We start from the raw sequence: 17,484 nt of genomic DNA on the forward strand, positions 1-17,484 counted from the left end.
GAGTCATAGACATTAAATTATCGCCTCTCAAGAACAAACAACATTTACTCACCACGACGACCTTCTTGCATTAAGCGCTTCATGTCTTTTACAGCAATGGCTAATCCATCAATGGCGGCCCTTGCAATAATAGCATGACCAATATTGAGTTCATACAATTCAGGAATCGCCGCTATCGGCTTCACATTATGATAATGTAAACCGTGACCCGCATTAACTATTAACCCTTTCGCATGCGCGTACTTTGTCATATCAGTGATGCGCAGCAATTCAGTCTTTGCATCAGCCTCCGTTTTCGCATCGGCGTAACCACCTGTATGAATTTCTATCACGGGTGCTTTCGCTTCAACTGCCGCATCAATTTGGCTTTTATCTGCATCAATAAATAACGACACCTGAATGCCTTCATGACTTAACCTGCGCACAGCTGCGGCAATTTTATCCTTTTGACCAGCAACATCTAAGCCTCCTTCGGTGGTGAGCTCTTCTCTTTTTTCTGGTACTAAACATACATAATAAGGCTTGACGTCACAGGCAATATTTAACATTTCATCTGTCACAGCCATCTCAAAATTCATGCGAGTCTTTAATGTTTGCGCTAATAGCTGAATATCTCTATCAATAATATGTCGTCTGTCTTCACGAAGGTGTACCGTAATCCCATCCGCGCCAGCATGTTCAGCCACAGCAGCAGCATGAACAGGATCAGGATAATCAGTACCTCGCGCTTGTCGTAAAGTAGCAATATGATCGATATTCACACCCAGTAAAATCTGGCTCATTGGCATTTCCTTAGTTTAATTAGCTAACACAGAATAACGAATGGTAATCTCAGGTGATTTGGCCTAATCGTCATGGAGATATATTAGTTTGACGCTGTTTGAACAACGCCCTTGAGTACAGTGGTTTGCTCCCCAAAACACCCATTAAAAGTTGGCGCATGAGTTTTTTTGCTACCAATAAATGTTCATCAGATAAGCATCGATTGGCTAATGCGGATAACAGGCTGCCTTGAAAAAACTTATGCTGAGTAAAAACCGTTGGGAACACAGGCACAAAACCACTGTCTGGAAGTAAACGATAAAAACCTTCACCGCTAATAGGATTATCTAATGGATCCCGCTCTAAAGAAGGCATAATCCCTAATTCTTGTAATAAGGATAATTCAAAGTAACGTAAATATTGTTCTTTTAACCCTAGTACCATAGATAATAATGTTTGGTGGTACTGATAAAAAATACTGTCAGCTTGATGCTCAACCGTCAAACAGCGGATCAATAGCTCATTCAAATAAAGACCAGCATATAAAGTGTTGCCCGCGAGCGGCACAGCTGGGCTGGCCGCTTCTATTTGCGTGAGATTTTTAAGACCACCAGAACCTGAGATCACAAATATCAACGGTTGAAAGGGTTGAAGTATACTACGAATAGAGTGCTTTTTACCGCCTAAACGGGCAAGCGCATCAACTCGCCCTTGCCCCTCAACTAATAAGTTCACAATAACGCGATTATCACGATATGGACGAGTGTGTAATACATATCCACGCAACATAAAATATTACCGACTTAATGTCTTTTAATCATCAATCACAATAACATTTACTCTTCGCCGTAACCTAAACTTCTCAGCGCACGTTCATCATCTGCCCAGCCAGATTTAACTTTAACCCAAATTTCTAAAAAGACTTTATTATCAAACAAGGTTTCCATATCCAGACGCGCTTGAGTTGCAATGGTGCGAATACGTTCACCTTTTTTCCCTATCACCATACGTTTTTGACCACTGCGCTCAACCAAAATAAGTGCATTAATTTGATAGACACCATTCTCCATCATCGAAAATTGTTCTATTTCAACCGTTGCATCGTAGGGCAACTCATCCCCTAAAAAGCGCATAAGCTTTTCTCTTACGATTTCCGATGCCATAAAACGTTGCGACCTATCAGTCACATAATCTTCGGGAAAATAGTGAGGAGACTCAGGTAGGGCACCTAAAGACAAATCTAAAATACGTTGAATATTGGTTCCTTGAGTCGCGGAGATAGGTAAAATCTCATCAAAAGGAAATTTTGTCGCCATTTGTTCTAAATATGGAAACAAAGCCTCTTTATCTTTAATATTATCAACTTTATTAATCGCTAATACTATTTTTCTACCATCGTCATTATGGTGTAATTTCTTTAACACCATGTCATCGTCAGCGGTCCAATTCATACCATCAACAACAAAAACAACTAAAGCGACATCCGCTAAAGAGCTTGAGGCAGCACGATTCATCAAACGATTAATGGCTCGTCTTTCTTCAATGTGCAGTCCAGGCGTGTCAATAAACACCACCTGCTTGGGTCCTTCAGTATGGATCCCCATAATACGATGACGTGTTGTTTGTGGCTTTTTAGAGGTGATACTGACTTTCTGACCTAATATTTTATTTAATAATGTCGATTTACCCACATTAGGGCGACCCACAATCGCCACCATGCCGCAATAAGTGACGTCATAGCTTGAATGACTGGTCGACTTATTCATCTGCGCCAGTAATTCATCTAAACTTGGTTCCACATTTCCTTGTGCTGTTTCTTCTTTCTTGTCACTCATTTCTTTATTAACTCCAGCACTTGGGCCGCGGCAATTTGCTCTGCTTTACGTCTTGAACTTGCAACTCCAACTATGGGTTCGCTGAGGCCTTTTACCATACATTCAACCGTAAACGTTTGATTATGCGCTTCCCCCACCGTTTTCACCACAGTATAAACAGGCAAAGGTTTCTTAAACCCCTGAAGGTGCTCTTGCAGTAAGGTCTTAGGATCTTTCTGATCCACAGGTTTAATGGTTTTTAGTCGGCTTTGATACCAAGTCAGCACCAATTGACGACACGGCTCAATACCTTTATCAAGGTACACTGCACCGATAATCGCTTCTACGGCATCGGCTAAAATAGACTCTCGCCTAAAACCACCACTTTTTAACTCACCGGGCCCTAATTTTAAATAATCACCTAACTTAAATTCAAGTGCAATTTCTGCCAACATTTTTCCACATACCAAAGTCGCTCTCATGCGGCTTAAATCACCCTCTTTGGCTTTGGGAAATTGATGATAAAGTGCATCTGAGATGACAATAGATAACACTGAATCGCCTAAAAACTCTAGGCGTTCATTATGCTTACTTGCAGCACTACGATGTGTCAACGCTTGATTAAGCAAACTAACATCAGTAAATTCATAGCCCAAAGTGCGACATAACCTTGGGATATTTTTAATCGGTTCCATAGTTATTGAATTCCGCCTACACGGTTAAAGCGAACACCCGTTGGGATCCAAGTGGGTAGAAAGTCAGATGGTTTACGATCAAATTCAAAACTCATCCAAATAGCCACCGCTTTTCCAACAAGGTTTGCCTCTGGTACAAAGCCCCAGTACCGACTATCTGTACTGTTATCGCGATTGTCTCCCATCATGAAATAATGACCTTGAGGGACAACGAACTCACCAACAGGTAAATTGGGCTGTCTAAAATAATAATTAATCATATCAGGTCTCGCTGGATTAATTAAAATGTCATGGCTAACATCACCTAACTGCTCTTTATAACGAATTAAAGGCGTGCCATCCTGAAAGAATTGTCCACTATTAATTTCAACGCGTTTAACTTGTTTAGCCGCGGGACAATCAATGCGCCCTTGCATACAAGCAGGTTTAATATATAGCTGTTTATTCCTGTAAATAATCGTATCACCCGGTAAGCCAATCACCCGCTTGATATAATCGATTTTAGGGTTTTCTGGATATTTAAATACCGCAACATCGCCCCTTTTAGGCTCGCCGGTCTCAATAAGCTTCTTACGCCATACTGGATCTTTGAGTCCATAGCTGAATTTCTCAACTAAAATAAAATCTCCAACAAGCAATGTCGGCATCATAGATCCTGAGGGGATTTGAAAAGGCTCATAAATAAAAGAGCGTAGTACTAACACAAACGCAATCACAGGAAAAATCGAACGTGCCGTTTCGACAATGGAGGGCTCTCGTATAATTTTTGCTGCACTTTCTTCGCTTAACTCACCCGTTGCAGCTTGTGCTAACGCCAATTTCTCTCGACGTTTGGGTGCAAACAAACGTGCATCAATCAACCATATTAGGCCACTAAACAGCGTCACAAGAACTAAAATGAGAGAAAAATAAGCTGCCATAGTTTACGCGCTCCTGCCAGTTTTTAAGTAAGTAAATGACTATTGGTCAATAATCATTAATTAAATATGCAACCACAGGTAACGATCCACAACAAGCATCGAAAACCAATGATCACCTCTTCCTATTTATACCATAACACACTGCTTTAAATTATTAATAAATAAACATATAAAGCAATTTCACCAGAAATTAATCAAACAAAATGCGACACAGAATGAATAAAAGCGCCGCAAAACTGCGGCGCCACTGACGTTATCCTTCGCTATTAACAAAAGGATAATTAATCATTCAATTTAAGCGCTGCTAAAAACGCTTCTTGTGGTACTTCCACATTGCCGACTTGCTTCATACGCTTCTTACCTTCTTTTTGCTTTTGCAGCAGTTTCTTCTTACGAGACACATCGCCCCCGTAACATTTAGCTGTTACATCCTTACGTAAGGCTTTAATCGAAGAGCGGGCAATAATTTGACTGCCTATCGCTGCCTGCACTGCAATATCAAACATTTGGCGAGGGATCAGTTCTTTCATCTTATTCACTAACGCTAATCCACGGTAACGAACGTTAGACTTATGAATAATCATTGCTAACGCATCAACGCGATCACCATTAATTAAAATGTCCAATCTCACCATGTCTGCTTGCTCAAAACGTTTAAAGTTATATTCCAACGAGGCATAACCGCGACTGGTGGATTTTAAGCGATCAAAGAAGTCCATCACCACTTCTGCCATTGGCATATCATAGGTAATCGCCACTTGATTGCCGTGATAAACCATATTGGTTTGTACACCACGTTTTTCAACACATAAAGTGATCACATTACCTAAATAGTCTTTAGGCACTAGGATATTGGTCTCAACAATGGGTTCACGCATTTCCTCGATATTATTCACCGCGGGCAAATCAGATGGGTTATCAACGTAAAGCACTTCACCATTAGTGCCCACAATTTCATAAACAACCGTTGGAGCCGTGGTAATTAAATCAAGATTATATTCTCGCTCTAAGCGTTCTTGAATAATTTCCATGTGCAACAAGCCAAGGAAACCGATTCGAAAGCCAAAACCTAACGCGGAAGATGTTTCAGGTTCAAAAAACAGCGATGCATCGTTTAAACTCAATTTATTCAAAGCTTCGCGAAAATTTTCGTAATCATCGGTGGAAATAGGGAATACACCAGCATAAACCTGAGGCTTCACTTTTTTAAAGCCCGGTAGAGGCAACTGCGCACCGTGCTTAGCATGTGTTAATGTATCACCCACTGGCGCGCCATGAATTTCTTTAATTCCGGCAATAACATAGCCCACTTCGCCGGTACCCAGCTCCGCCGTATCAGTTTGTTTAGGTGTAAAAATACCCACACGATCGGCATTATGAGTCTGGCCCGTTGACATGACTTTAAATTTATCGCCTTTACGCAAGACACCGTTCTTAATTCGAACTAATGAGACTACACCTAAATAACTATCAAACCAAGAATCGATGATCAGGGCTTGTAATGGCCCATCGGGATCCCCTTCTGGCGGTGGGATCTTAGCCACAATATCTTCTAATACTGCTTTGATCCCTAAACCTGTTTTAGCTGAACACTGCACCGCATCTGCCGCTTCAATACCAACAATATCTTCAATTTCATCAGCAACGCGTTCAGGCTCCGCTTGAGGTAAATCGATTTTATTTAAAATCGGAACTACATCCAAATCCATTTCCAATGCAGTATAGCAATTGGCTAAGGTTTGAGCCTCAACACCTTGACCTGCATCAACAACCAACAATGCGCCTTCACATGCCGCTAGAGAGCGAGACACTTCATAAGAGAAGTCCACATGACCTGGTGTATCAATAAAGTTTAATTGGTAAGTTTCACCATCATCGGCTTTATAATCTAAGGTGACACTCTGTGCTTTAATAGTAATGCCACGCTCACGTTCCAACTCCATTGAGTCTAGAACTTGCGCAGCCATTTCACGATCAGACAAACCTCCGCAATCCTGAATAAGGCGGTCTGATAGTGTCGACTTGCCATGGTCGATATGGGCAATAATTGAAAAGTTTCTTATATGCTTCATTATGCTGGGATGACTAAACTCGAAGTTGAAAAGAATTCTAAAAGTGCGGAATTGTACCTTATCAAACAGACAATACCAATCGTGATTATTAACATAACAATAAAAAAACCGAAAGACGTAATAACCACAAGCCAATGAAAATCATAATTAATGATTAATATCAAATACTTAACATACCACTTGGCATCAATAATATCTTTATAAGCTTTGGTTAATTCGTTGTCCAATATAAGCCAGAATAACAGGCTGTGCACTGTTCTCCATATTAGCCGCTTTTGTGCGCGCAAACCTCCACGCTAAACTCGCCCCCACTAGACCGGCTCCAAACGTAAAAAGATCAGAGCTGGCAAGCAAAGTATTGGCCGCAAAAGCTCCCATAAAAAAGCCTACTAGGGGCAATAAATATACTAACGCTGCCGCTTTTAATACTACACTTTCAGGTAAACCAATCTTTAACCATTCACCAATAGGGTAAGTTTTGTCACTCATAATCGAAAATTGTTGTGATTTTAAAGAAAACGCTTTAGAGACCGCAGACGTTCCACAAGAGTCATGATTATCACAATGATCGCAGGCGCTCTTAATCTTAACTTCGACTTTGATCCACCCACTCTCATCACAAGCAACCACTTTGGCCATTTCTTCCATCATAAGAAGACTCCCCCCATTTCTATTCAATAACGACCAAAAAGCTAGTTAACTATCAAGCTTTTCGCAATACGGGTTAGGGTTTCAGAAGGCACTTTACCCACAGCCACAACCTCCACATCACCCACAACTTCAGCCGATAAGCCAAGACCGTTACGCGTAACTAGCCCTTCGGGCAAGGGGCTATCTCCCACTTTAGAAATATATACCGATATATTGGCTAATCCATCACTTAAAGCTATATATTCGACTGATTCATTATTCCCAATTAAACGATGCTGATCGTTTGTTTGTACTGAAAAGCCTTGAGGTAACCAACTAAAGTGCCATTTTACCTTATTAGGGCTCGCTGCTTGCACCACAGCTGCCGGCCAATCCTGCTTATTCGCTTCAACTAAAATCGCTGGCGCTTTATCAAGCACCAATAACTCCACCACTAATAACTGTTCAAGCAACTGTTTATCTTTGGTTAATAAATCATAACGTAAAGGTAATGCGGTTTCCATATCCAACCACACTTGGTAACCATAACGAAAATCATCTTTAGGAATGAGACGCACTAACTGGCTAGGCCTGCCCGCCAGCCTGCTTCGCCCGCCTAAAACGAATTGATAACCCGACTCTAACCTGTCTATGTTACCCGCAAAACCAGCAGGAAGTATGCCAGGTATGCGCTTGGCATTAACGCTATAAGGAGGCTGTTGATACTCAATAAAACTGACTGTATCCCCTACTCTTACTGCACTTTGAGGAGGACCATTAAGATATTCTAGAAAAGCAACCTCTTTTTTATCCACTTTGCCATGGATATAAACCAAGGGGCTGATATGTTCGGCCTGCAGCTGAATAACGGAGACTTTATATTCTTTCTCATGCAAAGCTTGGCTCATATTCTCTAACCAAGCCTTTGCCGAAATCGATTCTTGAGCCCATGCTGGGCACGTCAAGGCAAAAAGAGCCAACCCAAAAATACGGACGTTAACTCTATTAAAAATTGATGACATAAATAATTACTGACTCTGTATGGCCTCGGTTTGGCTATTGTCATCTATATTCATATCATTATTCAACCTTTGTTGTAATTGATGATCTTGAATATAAGCATTTATACGTAATCGCTGCTCAGCAACTTGAGAGTTTTTAGCGTTAGAGGATGAATTAGACTGTACCGAACCCGTTTGTAAACTCACCGGAGAGACACTCCCGACTAACGGTCGTGTATTAAGTACCGATAATGGAGTAGTGTCAACCGCTGTGTCTTTATTATAATTATCAACACTTACGACGACAACTAAAGCCACACTTGCCGCAATGGCGTATTGTCCAAATTGTTTAAATAAAGGGATCACTTTAGACCCTTTATTTGGCCTATCTAGAGTCTGATTAGTCGCAGGGACATGACTATCATACTGAACATGAGTGACATTGTGACAAGGCTCTTGCTCAATCGCTTTTGCAATATTGATTGATAGATCAATATTTAATGCAGAAGGTAATTCATTACGCATTGCATCGCCTATGATTTGGTAGTCACGCCACTGTTCATGTAAATCGACATCATTGGCTAAATCCGCCAACGTCTTGTCATCGACTTCACCATCAACGGCTGCAGACACCCATTCCTGACCTAATTTATCCATTTCTCTACCTGTATCAATTTAAATGCTATCGCTCCAGCAAAGGCTGTAGCTTTTTATCGATTGCTTCTCGAGCTCTAAAAATACGCGACCGTACTGTGCCCACAGGGCAATCCATGACATTCGCAATATCTTCATAACTCATTCCATCAAGCTCACGTAATGAAATAGCCATTTTCAACTCTTGTGGCAATGTCTCTAAAGTATCAAAAACTACCTTCTGAATTTCATCTGACAACACCAAACGCTCAGGAGAAGCAAACTCCTTTAACGCATCACTGCCATCATAATACTCAGCATCCTCAACATCGACATCATTTGCTGGTGCACGCCTTCCATATGCGACCAAATGGTTTTTTGCAGTATTGACTGCTATTCGGTACAACCAAGTATAAAAAGCACTTTCACCACGGAAATTTGGCAGCGCTCGATAAGCTTTAATAAAAGCCTCTTGAACAATATCAGGCACATCAGCCTGATTTCGCACATAACGAACAACCAAATTCGCCACCTTGTTTTGGTATTTTAACACCAAAAGGTTGAAAGCATTTTTGTCACCACGCTGTATACGCTCAACTAATTGTTGATCACTTATTTGTCCACTCATTCGAGCCGACTACTCCTAAATCTGTGCTGATTTCTCAGTCGCTCGAATTCATACATCTAGTATGTAGACTCACAAATGAAAAAAAAGTTCTAAAAAAATATTTAAATACTGAATGTAACCTACTTGCTATTAGCCTATATCCATAATATCCATCTTAGTTTACTATAACTAAACCCACACAAGATACTATGATACCCGATGAAACAAGTAGTTGAACACCAATCTGACATTTTGGTTATTGGCAGCGGCGCAGCTGGTCTCACTTTAGCATTACATCTTGCTGAAAAATCTAACGTTATTTTACTCTCTAAAGGTCCTCTCAGTGAAGGGTCCACTTATTATGCCCAAGGTGGCATTGCGTCTGTTTTCGACGAAGAAGATACCATTGAATCTCATGTATCCGATACATTAGTTGCTGGTGCAGGACTTTGCGATCCAGCGGTTGTCAATTTTACGGCTGAAAATGCACAATCAGCCATTCGTTGGCTTATCGAGTGTGGGGTCGCCTTTGATAAAGAAGAAAACGAAGACGGCGATATCGCTGCCGATGCCGCTTATCACTTAACCAGAGAAGGCGGTCATAGTCACAGACGTATTCTACATGCCGCTGATGCAACAGGTAAAGAAGTCCAAGTCACTTTACAAGAGTGTGTTCGCCAACATCCCAATATTCTTGTTTTTGAAAAATACAACGCCATTGATCTTATCACAACTCGCAAGTTAAATCGCCCAGGCAACCGAGTTCAAGGTGCTTATGTGTGGAACAGGCAAACTGAGCAAGTCGAAACCATTAAGGCACGTTTTGTTGCATTGGCAACAGGCGGCAGCTCAAAGGTATATCAGTATACCTCCAATCCTGATGTCGCTTCAGGTGATGGTATTGCCATGGCTTGGCGAGCAGGATGCCGAGTTGCCAATATGGAATTTAATCAATTTCATCCGACCTGCCTTTATCATGCGGATGCCCGTAACTTCTTACTCACTGAGGCACTAAGAGGTGAAGGGGCATATTTACGTCGCCCTGATGGCAGCCGATTTATGCCTGATTTTGATGAAAGAGCAGAATTAGCACCACGTGATATTGTTGCTAGAGCCATTGATTTTGAGATGAAAAGATTAGGCTCTGATTGTGTATATTTAGATATCACCCATAAACCCGCAGATTTTATCATCAAACACTTCCCTACTATTTATCAGCGCTGCCTTGAATTAGGGATTAATATGACCAAAGAGCCGATTCCAGTTGTTCCAGCGGCGCATTACACCTGTGGCGGTGTCATGGCTGATTTACATGGGCAAACAGATATCAATGGGCTCTATGCTATTGGGGAAGTGGCCTATACTGGTTTGCATGGCGCCAATCGCTTAGCCAGTAATTCATTACTGGAATGCCTTGTATTTGCTCGCGCGGCCAGTGAAGATATTGAAAGCCAACTACACAAAGTACGTATGCCCGGCAGTATCCCTCCTTGGGATGATAGCCAAGTGTCTAATTCTGATGAAGAGGTTGTCATTGCGCACAACTGGCATGAACTCAGACTCTTTATGTGGGATTATGTTGGCATTGTCCGTTCAGATAAACGCTTAGAAAGAGCATTAAGACGTTGTTCTTTATTACAGCAAGAAATTGAAGAATACTATCAACATTTCCGTGTTTCAAATCATTTATTAGAATTGCGAAATTTAGTGCAAGTGGCAGAACTGATTATCCGCTGTGCCATGGAGAGAAAAGAAAGCCGAGGATTACACTATAATATCGACCACCCTAATAAATTACCCAATCCGGTGCCCACCATATTACAGCCTGATCCTTAAAAGTAATACAACCTCATCTGTTTTGACATAAAAGCCGACACAAATGTCTGTAATCTGTGTCGGTTAACATATCAGACCAAATCATCATAGCGCCTATTTTCTTTTCATCAGGATATTGATAATAAAACACTACCGCAAAAGCGCTAATCAGTGGTCTTTTGACTAAATTAAATTGTCGTCCATTTGAAAAATGCCCTGTGCCTGAAGCTGTTAAACTAAATTGGTATTGCCAACACTTAAGCTTCCATCCTTGCCAAACAAATAAGATAGATAAAGCAATAAATAATAATAGCTTAACCGTTAGGAATATCACTAATTCTGTTTGGGGCCAAAACAAAAAAGATGCCAATAAAATCAAATAAAATATGACCAGAGTTAAACGCTGGTCAAAAGATGATACAAGTGAAAAACTAAGGTGCTGTTCGACCACGCACTTTCACAATCATATCTGCAAGCTCTGGGATTTTGCAGCTTTCATGCCCCATAAACCACGCAAATAATTCAGGATCTTCGCATTCCAATAATCGGACAAACACCGCTTTATTTTCATCAGTTAATTGTTCATAGTGATTTTCAACAAAGGGCTGAAATAACACATCCAGCTCCAACATACCTCTACGGCATGCCCATCTTACTCTTGCAATCTTCATTGGATCAGACAAGCTCTTGCTCCTCGAATATGTGTATTATCCCACAACGACTACATACTAGTTTATCAGCCCTAAGCGCCTACTGTCGACAAGACATCAATGACAAAATGACTAAACAATCAATGACCCATTCCCCTTAGGGGTAAAAAAAGCACTAAAGTCCATCTCCAGTAAGCGTTTAACGGCTGGATGTTGAAGCATACGTTCTGCAAACATCATATGATAATATTCTTTCACTTCATCGGTTTCCCCCAATAAATACATGCCACGGTTCATCACCGATTGTTTATAAATACTGGGAACAACAAAAATACCTTGATTAGAAAAACCAAATGCCGTCATCATAGCCGAATCATCAAACTCGCCTAAAATTCGGACCTTAAGCCCTTTTACATCAAACCAATGCACCAACTGCTGGCCTAAAGACGTCCGGCGGCCAGGAATAAGCAATTTATCTTGTTCAAGACAAAGTGGAAAAGGAGCACTAAGAGGCTTATGTGAGAAAAAAGCCACGCCGCTCTCTCCTAACTTTTTAGATAATATTTCCGGATACTTCAGCGACTCTCCAGCGCAATCGGATAAAATAATATCCAATTTATGATCCCGCAGCCGCGCCATTAAATCTTCATGTGTGGCCTCAAAACAAGCAAGATGTAAACTGTCATCATCTGACATTACAGATAATAATATATGCCCCACTAACTCTTTAGATAACACATCTGCAATGCCTACTTCAAAAAGTGTTTTTTTATCTTTTTGATAATTAATAATATCAAGCATTTCATAACTTAAGCTAAACATTTTATCAGCATAACGATAAACCAATTTCCCCAACTCTGTTGGGGCCAATTGCCGACCTTCTCGAGTAAACAAACGTCCATTTAATCGGGCCTCTAATACTTTAATTTGCCCAGTAATAGTCTGAGGAGTCAAACACAATGTTTCCGCAGCTTTCGCCACAGACCCTTTTTTTTGGATCATCCAAAAATAATACAGATGGTTATAATTCAAGTTAATCATCTAATTTATATCTCTGTTTTCACTAAGGCCTGTTAAATAGTTTGTGGCTCAATTAGATCCAAATAAAACCTATTTTAATCACGGTATAGAGTAATGCCTAATCTTCTAAGCCCCCTCCCTTTAAAAGAGAGGTCTACAACAAAGAATAAAACACGTTTAATGAATCCTTCAAAAAGCGATTTTACCTTGTTATCGTTTATTTATGTGCGACCTCAAGGATGGAGGAGGTAGAGCGACGTTTAAACCCAAGCCGAAAGTAACGACGCAGCACAAACTCCACCTTGTATTTAACTCCCACCAACTACTGAAGAAACAATTACCTAAACTCAACAGCTCCTAGGACTCAGCACTTATCATTCAAGCCTGCTCTCAATCAATAACGCCTTTATTGATTTCGATTGCAGTCCATTAAATTAAGCATGACTCCCTTAAGCGCGGTTACATCGTTAATATCGCTCGTAATAAAAGCCTCACCGAGTCCTGAAACTAAAGACTCTCTGTCAGGGATCCGCCCCTGACAATACATACGATTTGCCTCTTTAAAACGTTGACCACTGCGATATTTTAACGCTCTTTTTGCATAAGAATCTGGCACAATATCCTTTTGAGCACTGTCCATTCTATGCATGAGCGCTCCATCAACAACTCCTTGTAAATAATCTTGGCAAGCTGAACTACTGACATTTTTATTACAAGCGGCAATTTGTGTCGCGCTCACCTGCGCCACACTAAATACGGATAAAAAACCGATAAATATCTTTATTTTCATCTTTATTCTCCCTTTTTATCTAATACACTAGATAACCAGAAATAACCGATAATAGCAGAAGCAATGGAGCCCATTAAAATCCCTAACCGTGCTAAATCACCATATATGGGATCCGCACCAATAAATGCTAAGGAACTAATAAACATTGACATAGTAAAACCAATTCCGCACATCACAGCAACAGGCGCAATCTGTTTCCAGCCCACTCCATCTGGTAATACAGCAAATTTTAATTTCACCGCCATATAGCTAAAGATCATGACTCCAATAGGCTTACCTAAAAGTAATCCAAGCGCAATACCAATAGGCAGAGGTGAGACTAAATAATCAATACTCATCCCCGATAAATCCACCCCTGCATTAGCAAACGCGAATACCGGTAAGATCAGAAAAGTACTCCAAGGGTGTAAATCATGCTCTAATTTTTCTAAAGGTGAGCTGCCATCTTTTGCTCTTAATGGAATACAGAACGCAATAATCACGCCAGCCAGTGTCGCATGAACCCCTGACTTTAATACCGCTATCCACAAAATACTACCCACTACAGCATAAGGTGCAAGCGCCGTTACCCCTTTAAGGTTCAAGCTCACTAGCCCCATAATGGCAAACGCAGCAACCACCATACTGAGCATAGATAGATCCGTGCTATAAAAAATCGCAATAATCACCACAACACCCAAATCATCCATAATCGCCAAGGCCAATAAGAAAACTTTCAGCGACACAGGCACTCGACTGCCAAGTAATGCGATAATCCCTAATGCAAATGCGATATCAGTGGCCGCAGGGATGGCCCAAGCAGACTGGGCAACAGGATCTGAAAAATTAAACAATAAAAAAATAGCCGCAGGAACAACCATTCCACCAATAGCGGCAAAAGTGGGTAAAGACGCTTGAGCCGCTGTCGATAAAGCCCCTTCTAACAGCTCACGCTTCACTTCTAATCCAATTAACAGAAAAAAGATAGCCATTAAACCATCATTAATCCAATGGATTAACGTTTTATCCAAATCAAGACTGCCCAAGCGAATTTGCATTTCAGTATGTAAAAAGTCTTGATACAACCATGAAAGAGGAGAATTGGCGAGAAGAAGCGCTAAGATCACCGCCAACATCAGCAAAATACCGCCAGCAGATCCCTTATCAAGAAAATTTTTAATCACTCGTTCCATATTTCTTTCCTTTTTAAGCCCTTACACTAGATTTGTCAGTGTAGCTCAATGAATATAGTATGAATAATCGATTGAATCAACTTTATAACTCGGAAATTTCGAGTTATTAAAGAGCACAAATCCTCGTGAGCACAACAATTAACCAATGAGAGGAAATAGAAATATTATGAAAGGGCATAAAAAAACCCTTAACGTTAACCGTAAGGGTTTAGCATAAAAATTGATATGGATCAGAGATTAGACAGAAAAGGGATACTGAATAGCATCGTGATATTCGTAACCAACCACATCAAAGTCATTTAATGTTACCCAAGTTTCCAAATCTTTCAACGACTTGATATTTGGATTGATAACAAGTTGTGGTGACGGAAAGGGTTGACGTTTAACTTGAACATCACGCATCAACGGTAATTGATCTTCATAAATATGAGCATTCACAATTTTATGATAAGCCACTCCTGGTTTTTTAGCCGTAATTTGAGCAACAAGTGCTAATAAAGTGAAAACTTGCACTTGATTAAAATTAAGACCTAAAGGTACATCACAAGAACGCTGAAAACTGGTTAAATGCAATGTATCACCCAATAATGAAAAATTATGAGTATGCATACAAGGCCTTAGGCAGCCCATATGGAATTCACCAGGGTTATAGAAACTTAAAATTTCACCTCTATCATCCACACCTCGAGTGAGGTTATCAATAATCTTTGCTAATTGATCAATACTTCCGCCATCAGGTTTACGCCAGCTACGACCTTGTACCCCATACACCCGTCCCATATCATCTGGACCTTTACGGTAAGTATTTTCAAGCCATGGAATATTATCATTGGCATTAGCATCCCAAGTTTTCGCGCCTAATGCACGAAAATCAGCCGCATTATCATAACCACGAATATAACCCAGTAATTCAGCAATAGCAGCCTTCCAAAAACTTTTTCTGGTTGTTATCAAAGGAAACTGATTATTCTGCACATCATACGCAAGATCGGCATTAATCACAGTCAAACAACGTTTACCCGTACGTTCATTTTCAACCCAAGTTCCATCGTTGATGATACGCTGGCATAACTCTAAATACTGCTGCATTACTTCTTTCCTTTCGCATTATCTGGCGCTTGACGTAACAACAAATATAAACCAAATAATATCATTGGAATGGACAAGATTTGCCCCATCGTCATAAAGCCAAAATAAAGCCCTAACTGAATATCCGGTTGCCGAACAGTCTCCACAATGACCCTAAAACATCCATAGCCTAACAAAAACATCCCCGAGACTGCCCCAGTTTTATTGGTTTTACGACTAAACCAAAATAACAATAAAAACAGTACAACACCTTCAAGTGCAAATTGATATAATTGAGATGGATGGCGAGGTAACGGTCCCCCTCCAGGAAATACCATTCCCCAAGGCACATCCGTGACTCTTCCCCAAAGCTCACCGTTAATAAAATTACCAATACGACCCGCACCAAGACCAATAGGGACTACGGGTGCCACCATATCCGCAACGGAAAAAAAGGTCCTATTTTGTTTTCGAGCGATATAGAGCATGGCTAAAATCACGCCCATCAATCCCCCATGAAACGACATCCCCCCCTCTGTTATTTTAAATAAATATAAAGGGTTAGCTAAAAATAAATCAAAGTGATAAAAAATAACATAGCCAACACGCCCACCTAAGATTACGCCTAAAAAACTATAAAAGAGCAAATCAGAAACTTCATCCCGGCTCCATAACCCTTTTGAGCGATCTGCTTGACGATTCAGTAAAAACATTGCGGCAATAAAGCCTAACAGGTACATAAACCCATACCATCTTAGTGCAGGTTCAAAGGTTTGCCCAAAAAGATGAAATGGGCCAAATGACACTATGATAGGATCGATATTTGGAAAATTTAACGCCATATTTCTTCCAATTTAAAAGTAATAGAATAAAAGATTTACCCAGTAGTGACTAATTTAAGCCCAATAATAAGTAACAATAATGCAAACAATTTTTTTAATACATTTGTTGGCCAAACACTTACTTTTTTAGCGCCTAATGGCGCTGTAAGCGTAGAGCTGACTACTATACCAAGCAACGCTGGGATGTAAATATAACCCAATGTGAATTGAGGTAACCCATGCACATTCCAACCAGCCAGAACATAACCTACACTGCCAAATACTGCAATAAGTAACCCACTTGCCGCAGAAAAACCGATAGCGTATCGCATTTGTAGTCCAAAAAAAGTGAGGTACGGTACCAGCAATACACTTCCACCAATCCCCATCAGCGCTGCAATGATAGCAACGATAGCGGCTGAAAAAAACAACAAAATATTTGATGGCAGCTTCTCTTTTTCTCCCTGTTTTCCTAAAGGAAAAGCCATCTGTATGGCCATTAGCATAACAAAAATAGCAAAGCTTTGCTGCAACACATTTGCGCTAATGTATTCTGAAATAAAACCAGAACTTATTGAGCCGAGTATAAAACCGGGTAACATAGGTTTAAATAATCGCCAAGGAATATTAGATCTTTTATGATGAGAACGAGTCGAAGATAATCCTGTTAAGATAATAGCGGCCAGTGATGTGGCAATGGCTACATGAGGTAAAAAATGAGCAGATACCCCCACAAAAGGAAGAATATGTAACAACGCAGGAACAGCAATAATCCCCCCTCCAATCCCTAAAAGCCCCGCCATAAAACCAATAATAACACCTAATATTAAGCAGATCCCAAAAACTTGCAGCACAGTTTCCATATGTTTACCTACGTAAATGACAGTGATTAGGTCAACATCAATATACGCCCAAATACCATGAAGAGGCAGAAGCCAACTGGCATAAAAAACCGTTTAAGTAACGATTTGATAACCTAGAGGTTTATCAAGTATCTTATGTCTGCACTCCATC

The 17,484-nt window shown here is 40.5% G+C and carries 19 protein-coding genes; 1 reads left to right on the forward strand and 18 read right to left on the reverse strand.

The features are described from left to right. Positions 1–44: 44 nt before the first annotated feature. The 10 genes from pdxJ to rpoE form a co-directional block, all read right to left on the reverse strand. Positions 45–782 carry a pyridoxine 5'-phosphate synthase gene (gene pdxJ / locus Q0976_RS06625; protein ID WP_299492268.1) on the reverse strand — a complete coding sequence of 246 codons (738 nt, stop codon included), beginning with the start codon at positions 780–782 and terminating at the stop codon, positions 45–47. Positions 783–852: 70 nt separating this feature from the next. Further along, positions 853–1,551, reverse strand: coding sequence for a DNA repair protein RecO (gene recO, locus Q0976_RS06630; protein WP_299492269.1), 699 nt, complete (start codon positions 1,549–1,551; stop codon positions 853–855). A gap of 47 nt (positions 1,552–1,598) precedes the next feature. Next, positions 1,599–2,597 (reverse strand): GTPase Era, encoded by a 999-nt coding sequence (gene era, locus Q0976_RS06635; RefSeq protein WP_299492271.1) that lies wholly within the window; start codon positions 2,595–2,597, stop codon positions 1,599–1,601. Next, positions 2,594–3,271 carry a ribonuclease III gene (gene rnc / locus Q0976_RS06640; RefSeq protein ID WP_299492273.1) on the reverse strand — a complete coding sequence of 226 codons (678 nt, stop codon included), beginning with the start codon at positions 3,269–3,271 and terminating at the stop codon, positions 2,594–2,596. Before rnc ends, era begins: the two co-directional genes overlap by 4 nt. A gap of 2 nt (positions 3,272–3,273) precedes the next feature. Beyond that, on the reverse strand, positions 3,274–4,191 hold the full coding sequence (gene lepB, locus Q0976_RS06645) for a signal peptidase I (protein WP_299492275.1): 918 nt from the start codon (positions 4,189–4,191) through the stop codon (positions 3,274–3,276). 281 nt (positions 4,192–4,472) lie between these two features. Then, entirely contained in the window at positions 4,473–6,263 is a 1,791-nt protein-coding gene (lepA, locus tag Q0976_RS06650; RefSeq protein ID WP_299492277.1) for a translation elongation factor 4, read from the reverse strand. A gap of 198 nt (positions 6,264–6,461) precedes the next feature. After that, positions 6,462–6,914 carry a SoxR reducing system RseC family protein gene (locus Q0976_RS06655; protein ID WP_299492279.1) on the reverse strand — a complete coding sequence of 151 codons (453 nt, stop codon included), beginning with the start codon at positions 6,912–6,914 and terminating at the stop codon, positions 6,462–6,464. 41 nt (positions 6,915–6,955) lie between these two features. After that, positions 6,956–7,915 (reverse strand): MucB/RseB C-terminal domain-containing protein, encoded by a 960-nt coding sequence (locus Q0976_RS06660; RefSeq protein ID WP_299492281.1) that lies wholly within the window; start codon positions 7,913–7,915, stop codon positions 6,956–6,958. A gap of 6 nt (positions 7,916–7,921) precedes the next feature. After that, positions 7,922–8,551, reverse strand: a complete 630-nt coding sequence (locus tag Q0976_RS06665) for an RseA family anti-sigma factor (protein WP_299492283.1) — start codon at positions 8,549–8,551, stop codon at positions 7,922–7,924. Between the two features lie 25 nt (positions 8,552–8,576). Then, positions 8,577–9,155: an RNA polymerase sigma factor RpoE gene (gene rpoE / locus Q0976_RS06670; protein ID WP_299492285.1), complete on the reverse strand. Its 579-nt coding sequence runs from the start codon at positions 9,153–9,155 to the stop codon at positions 8,577–8,579. A 198-nt stretch (positions 9,156–9,353) separates the two neighbouring features. Between rpoE and nadB the strand changes: the two genes are divergently transcribed. Continuing rightward, positions 9,354–10,970 (forward strand): L-aspartate oxidase, encoded by a 1,617-nt coding sequence (nadB, locus tag Q0976_RS06675; protein ID WP_299492287.1) that lies wholly within the window; start codon positions 9,354–9,356, stop codon positions 10,968–10,970. 13 nt (positions 10,971–10,983) lie between these two features. Here the strand turns inward: nadB and Q0976_RS06680 are convergent, their stop codons facing one another. The 8 genes from Q0976_RS06680 to Q0976_RS06715 all read right to left on the reverse strand — a co-directional run bounded on the left by Q0976_RS06680 (position 10,984) and on the right by Q0976_RS06715 (position 17,333). Continuing rightward, complete coding sequence (locus Q0976_RS06680) at positions 10,984–11,400, reverse strand: protein YgfX (RefSeq protein WP_299492289.1); 417 nt, start codon at positions 11,398–11,400, stop codon at positions 10,984–10,986. Further along, the gene (locus Q0976_RS06685) at positions 11,381–11,620 is read right to left on the reverse strand and encodes a succinate dehydrogenase assembly factor 2 (protein WP_299492507.1); all 240 of its coding nucleotides are present in this window, start codon (positions 11,618–11,620) and stop codon (positions 11,381–11,383) included. Before Q0976_RS06685 ends, Q0976_RS06680 begins: the two co-directional genes overlap by 20 nt. Before the next feature lie 111 nt (positions 11,621–11,731). After that, a complete protein-coding gene (gene nhaR, locus Q0976_RS06690; RefSeq protein WP_299492291.1) occupies positions 11,732–12,640 on the reverse strand; it encodes a transcriptional activator NhaR in 909 nt (302 codons plus the stop codon). Positions 12,641–13,025: 385 nt separating this feature from the next. After that, positions 13,026–13,409, reverse strand: a complete 384-nt coding sequence (locus Q0976_RS06695) for a hypothetical protein (RefSeq protein ID WP_299492292.1) — start codon at positions 13,407–13,409, stop codon at positions 13,026–13,028. A 2-nt stretch (positions 13,410–13,411) separates the two neighbouring features. After that, positions 13,412–14,581, reverse strand: coding sequence for a Na+/H+ antiporter NhaA (gene nhaA / locus Q0976_RS06700; protein WP_299492293.1), 1,170 nt, complete (start codon positions 14,579–14,581; stop codon positions 13,412–13,414). 237 nt (positions 14,582–14,818) lie between these two features. Next, positions 14,819–15,670: a thymidylate synthase gene (locus Q0976_RS06705; RefSeq protein WP_299492295.1), complete on the reverse strand. Its 852-nt coding sequence runs from the start codon at positions 15,668–15,670 to the stop codon at positions 14,819–14,821. Then, a complete protein-coding gene (gene lgt, locus Q0976_RS06710) occupies positions 15,670–16,491 on the reverse strand; it encodes a prolipoprotein diacylglyceryl transferase (RefSeq protein ID WP_299492297.1) in 822 nt (273 codons plus the stop codon). Before lgt ends, Q0976_RS06705 begins: the two co-directional genes overlap by 1 nt. A gap of 35 nt (positions 16,492–16,526) precedes the next feature. Then, positions 16,527–17,333 (reverse strand): sulfite exporter TauE/SafE family protein, encoded by an 807-nt coding sequence (locus Q0976_RS06715; RefSeq protein WP_299492299.1) that lies wholly within the window; start codon positions 17,331–17,333, stop codon positions 16,527–16,529. Positions 17,334–17,484: the final 151 nt, after the last annotated feature.

The sequence above is a fragment of the uncultured Shewanella sp. genome (assembly GCF_947501665.1).
In the GTDB taxonomy this organism is placed as follows: Bacteria; Pseudomonadota; Gammaproteobacteria; order Enterobacterales; family Shewanellaceae; genus Shewanella.

What these genes read in the sequence shown, in the direction of transcription:
- pdxJ (WP_299492268.1), bottom strand. Translation starts at nt 782, where the DNA reads ATGAGCCAGATTTTACTGGGTGTGAATATCGATCATATTGCTACTTTA.
- recO (WP_299492269.1), bottom strand. Translation starts at nt 1,551, where the DNA reads ATGTTGCGTGGATATGTATTACACACTCGTCCATATCGTGATAATCGC.
- era (WP_299492271.1), bottom strand. Translation starts at nt 2,597, where the DNA reads ATGAGTGACAAGAAAGAAGAAACAGCACAAGGAAATGTGGAACCAAGT.
- rnc (WP_299492273.1), bottom strand. Translation starts at nt 3,271, where the DNA reads ATGGAACCGATTAAAAATATCCCAAGGTTATGTCGCACTTTGGGCTAT.
- lepB (WP_299492275.1), bottom strand. Translation starts at nt 4,191, where the DNA reads ATGGCAGCTTATTTTTCTCTCATTTTAGTTCTTGTGACGCTGTTTAGT.
- lepA (WP_299492277.1), bottom strand. Translation starts at nt 6,263, where the DNA reads ATGAAGCATATAAGAAACTTTTCAATTATTGCCCATATCGACCATGGC.
- Q0976_RS06655 (WP_299492279.1), bottom strand. Translation starts at nt 6,914, where the DNA reads ATGATGGAAGAAATGGCCAAAGTGGTTGCTTGTGATGAGAGTGGGTGG.
- Q0976_RS06660 (WP_299492281.1), bottom strand. Translation starts at nt 7,915, where the DNA reads ATGTCATCAATTTTTAATAGAGTTAACGTCCGTATTTTTGGGTTGGCT.
- Q0976_RS06665 (WP_299492283.1), bottom strand. Translation starts at nt 8,551, where the DNA reads ATGGATAAATTAGGTCAGGAATGGGTGTCTGCAGCCGTTGATGGTGAA.
- rpoE (WP_299492285.1), bottom strand. Translation starts at nt 9,155, where the DNA reads ATGAGTGGACAAATAAGTGATCAACAATTAGTTGAGCGTATACAGCGT.
- nadB (WP_299492287.1), top strand. Translation starts at nt 9,354, where the DNA reads ATGAAACAAGTAGTTGAACACCAATCTGACATTTTGGTTATTGGCAGC.
- Q0976_RS06685 (WP_299492507.1), bottom strand. Translation starts at nt 11,620, where the DNA reads ATGAAGATTGCAAGAGTAAGATGGGCATGCCGTAGAGGTATGTTGGAG.
- nhaR (WP_299492291.1), bottom strand. Translation starts at nt 12,640, where the DNA reads ATGATTAACTTGAATTATAACCATCTGTATTATTTTTGGATGATCCAA.
- Q0976_RS06695 (WP_299492292.1), bottom strand. Translation starts at nt 13,409, where the DNA reads ATGAAAATAAAGATATTTATCGGTTTTTTATCCGTATTTAGTGTGGCG.
- nhaA (WP_299492293.1), bottom strand. Translation starts at nt 14,581, where the DNA reads ATGGAACGAGTGATTAAAAATTTTCTTGATAAGGGATCTGCTGGCGGT.
- Q0976_RS06705 (WP_299492295.1), bottom strand. Translation starts at nt 15,670, where the DNA reads ATGCAGCAGTATTTAGAGTTATGCCAGCGTATCATCAACGATGGAACT.
- lgt (WP_299492297.1), bottom strand. Translation starts at nt 16,491, where the DNA reads ATGGCGTTAAATTTTCCAAATATCGATCCTATCATAGTGTCATTTGGC.
- Q0976_RS06715 (WP_299492299.1), bottom strand. Translation starts at nt 17,333, where the DNA reads ATGGAAACTGTGCTGCAAGTTTTTGGGATCTGCTTAATATTAGGTGTT.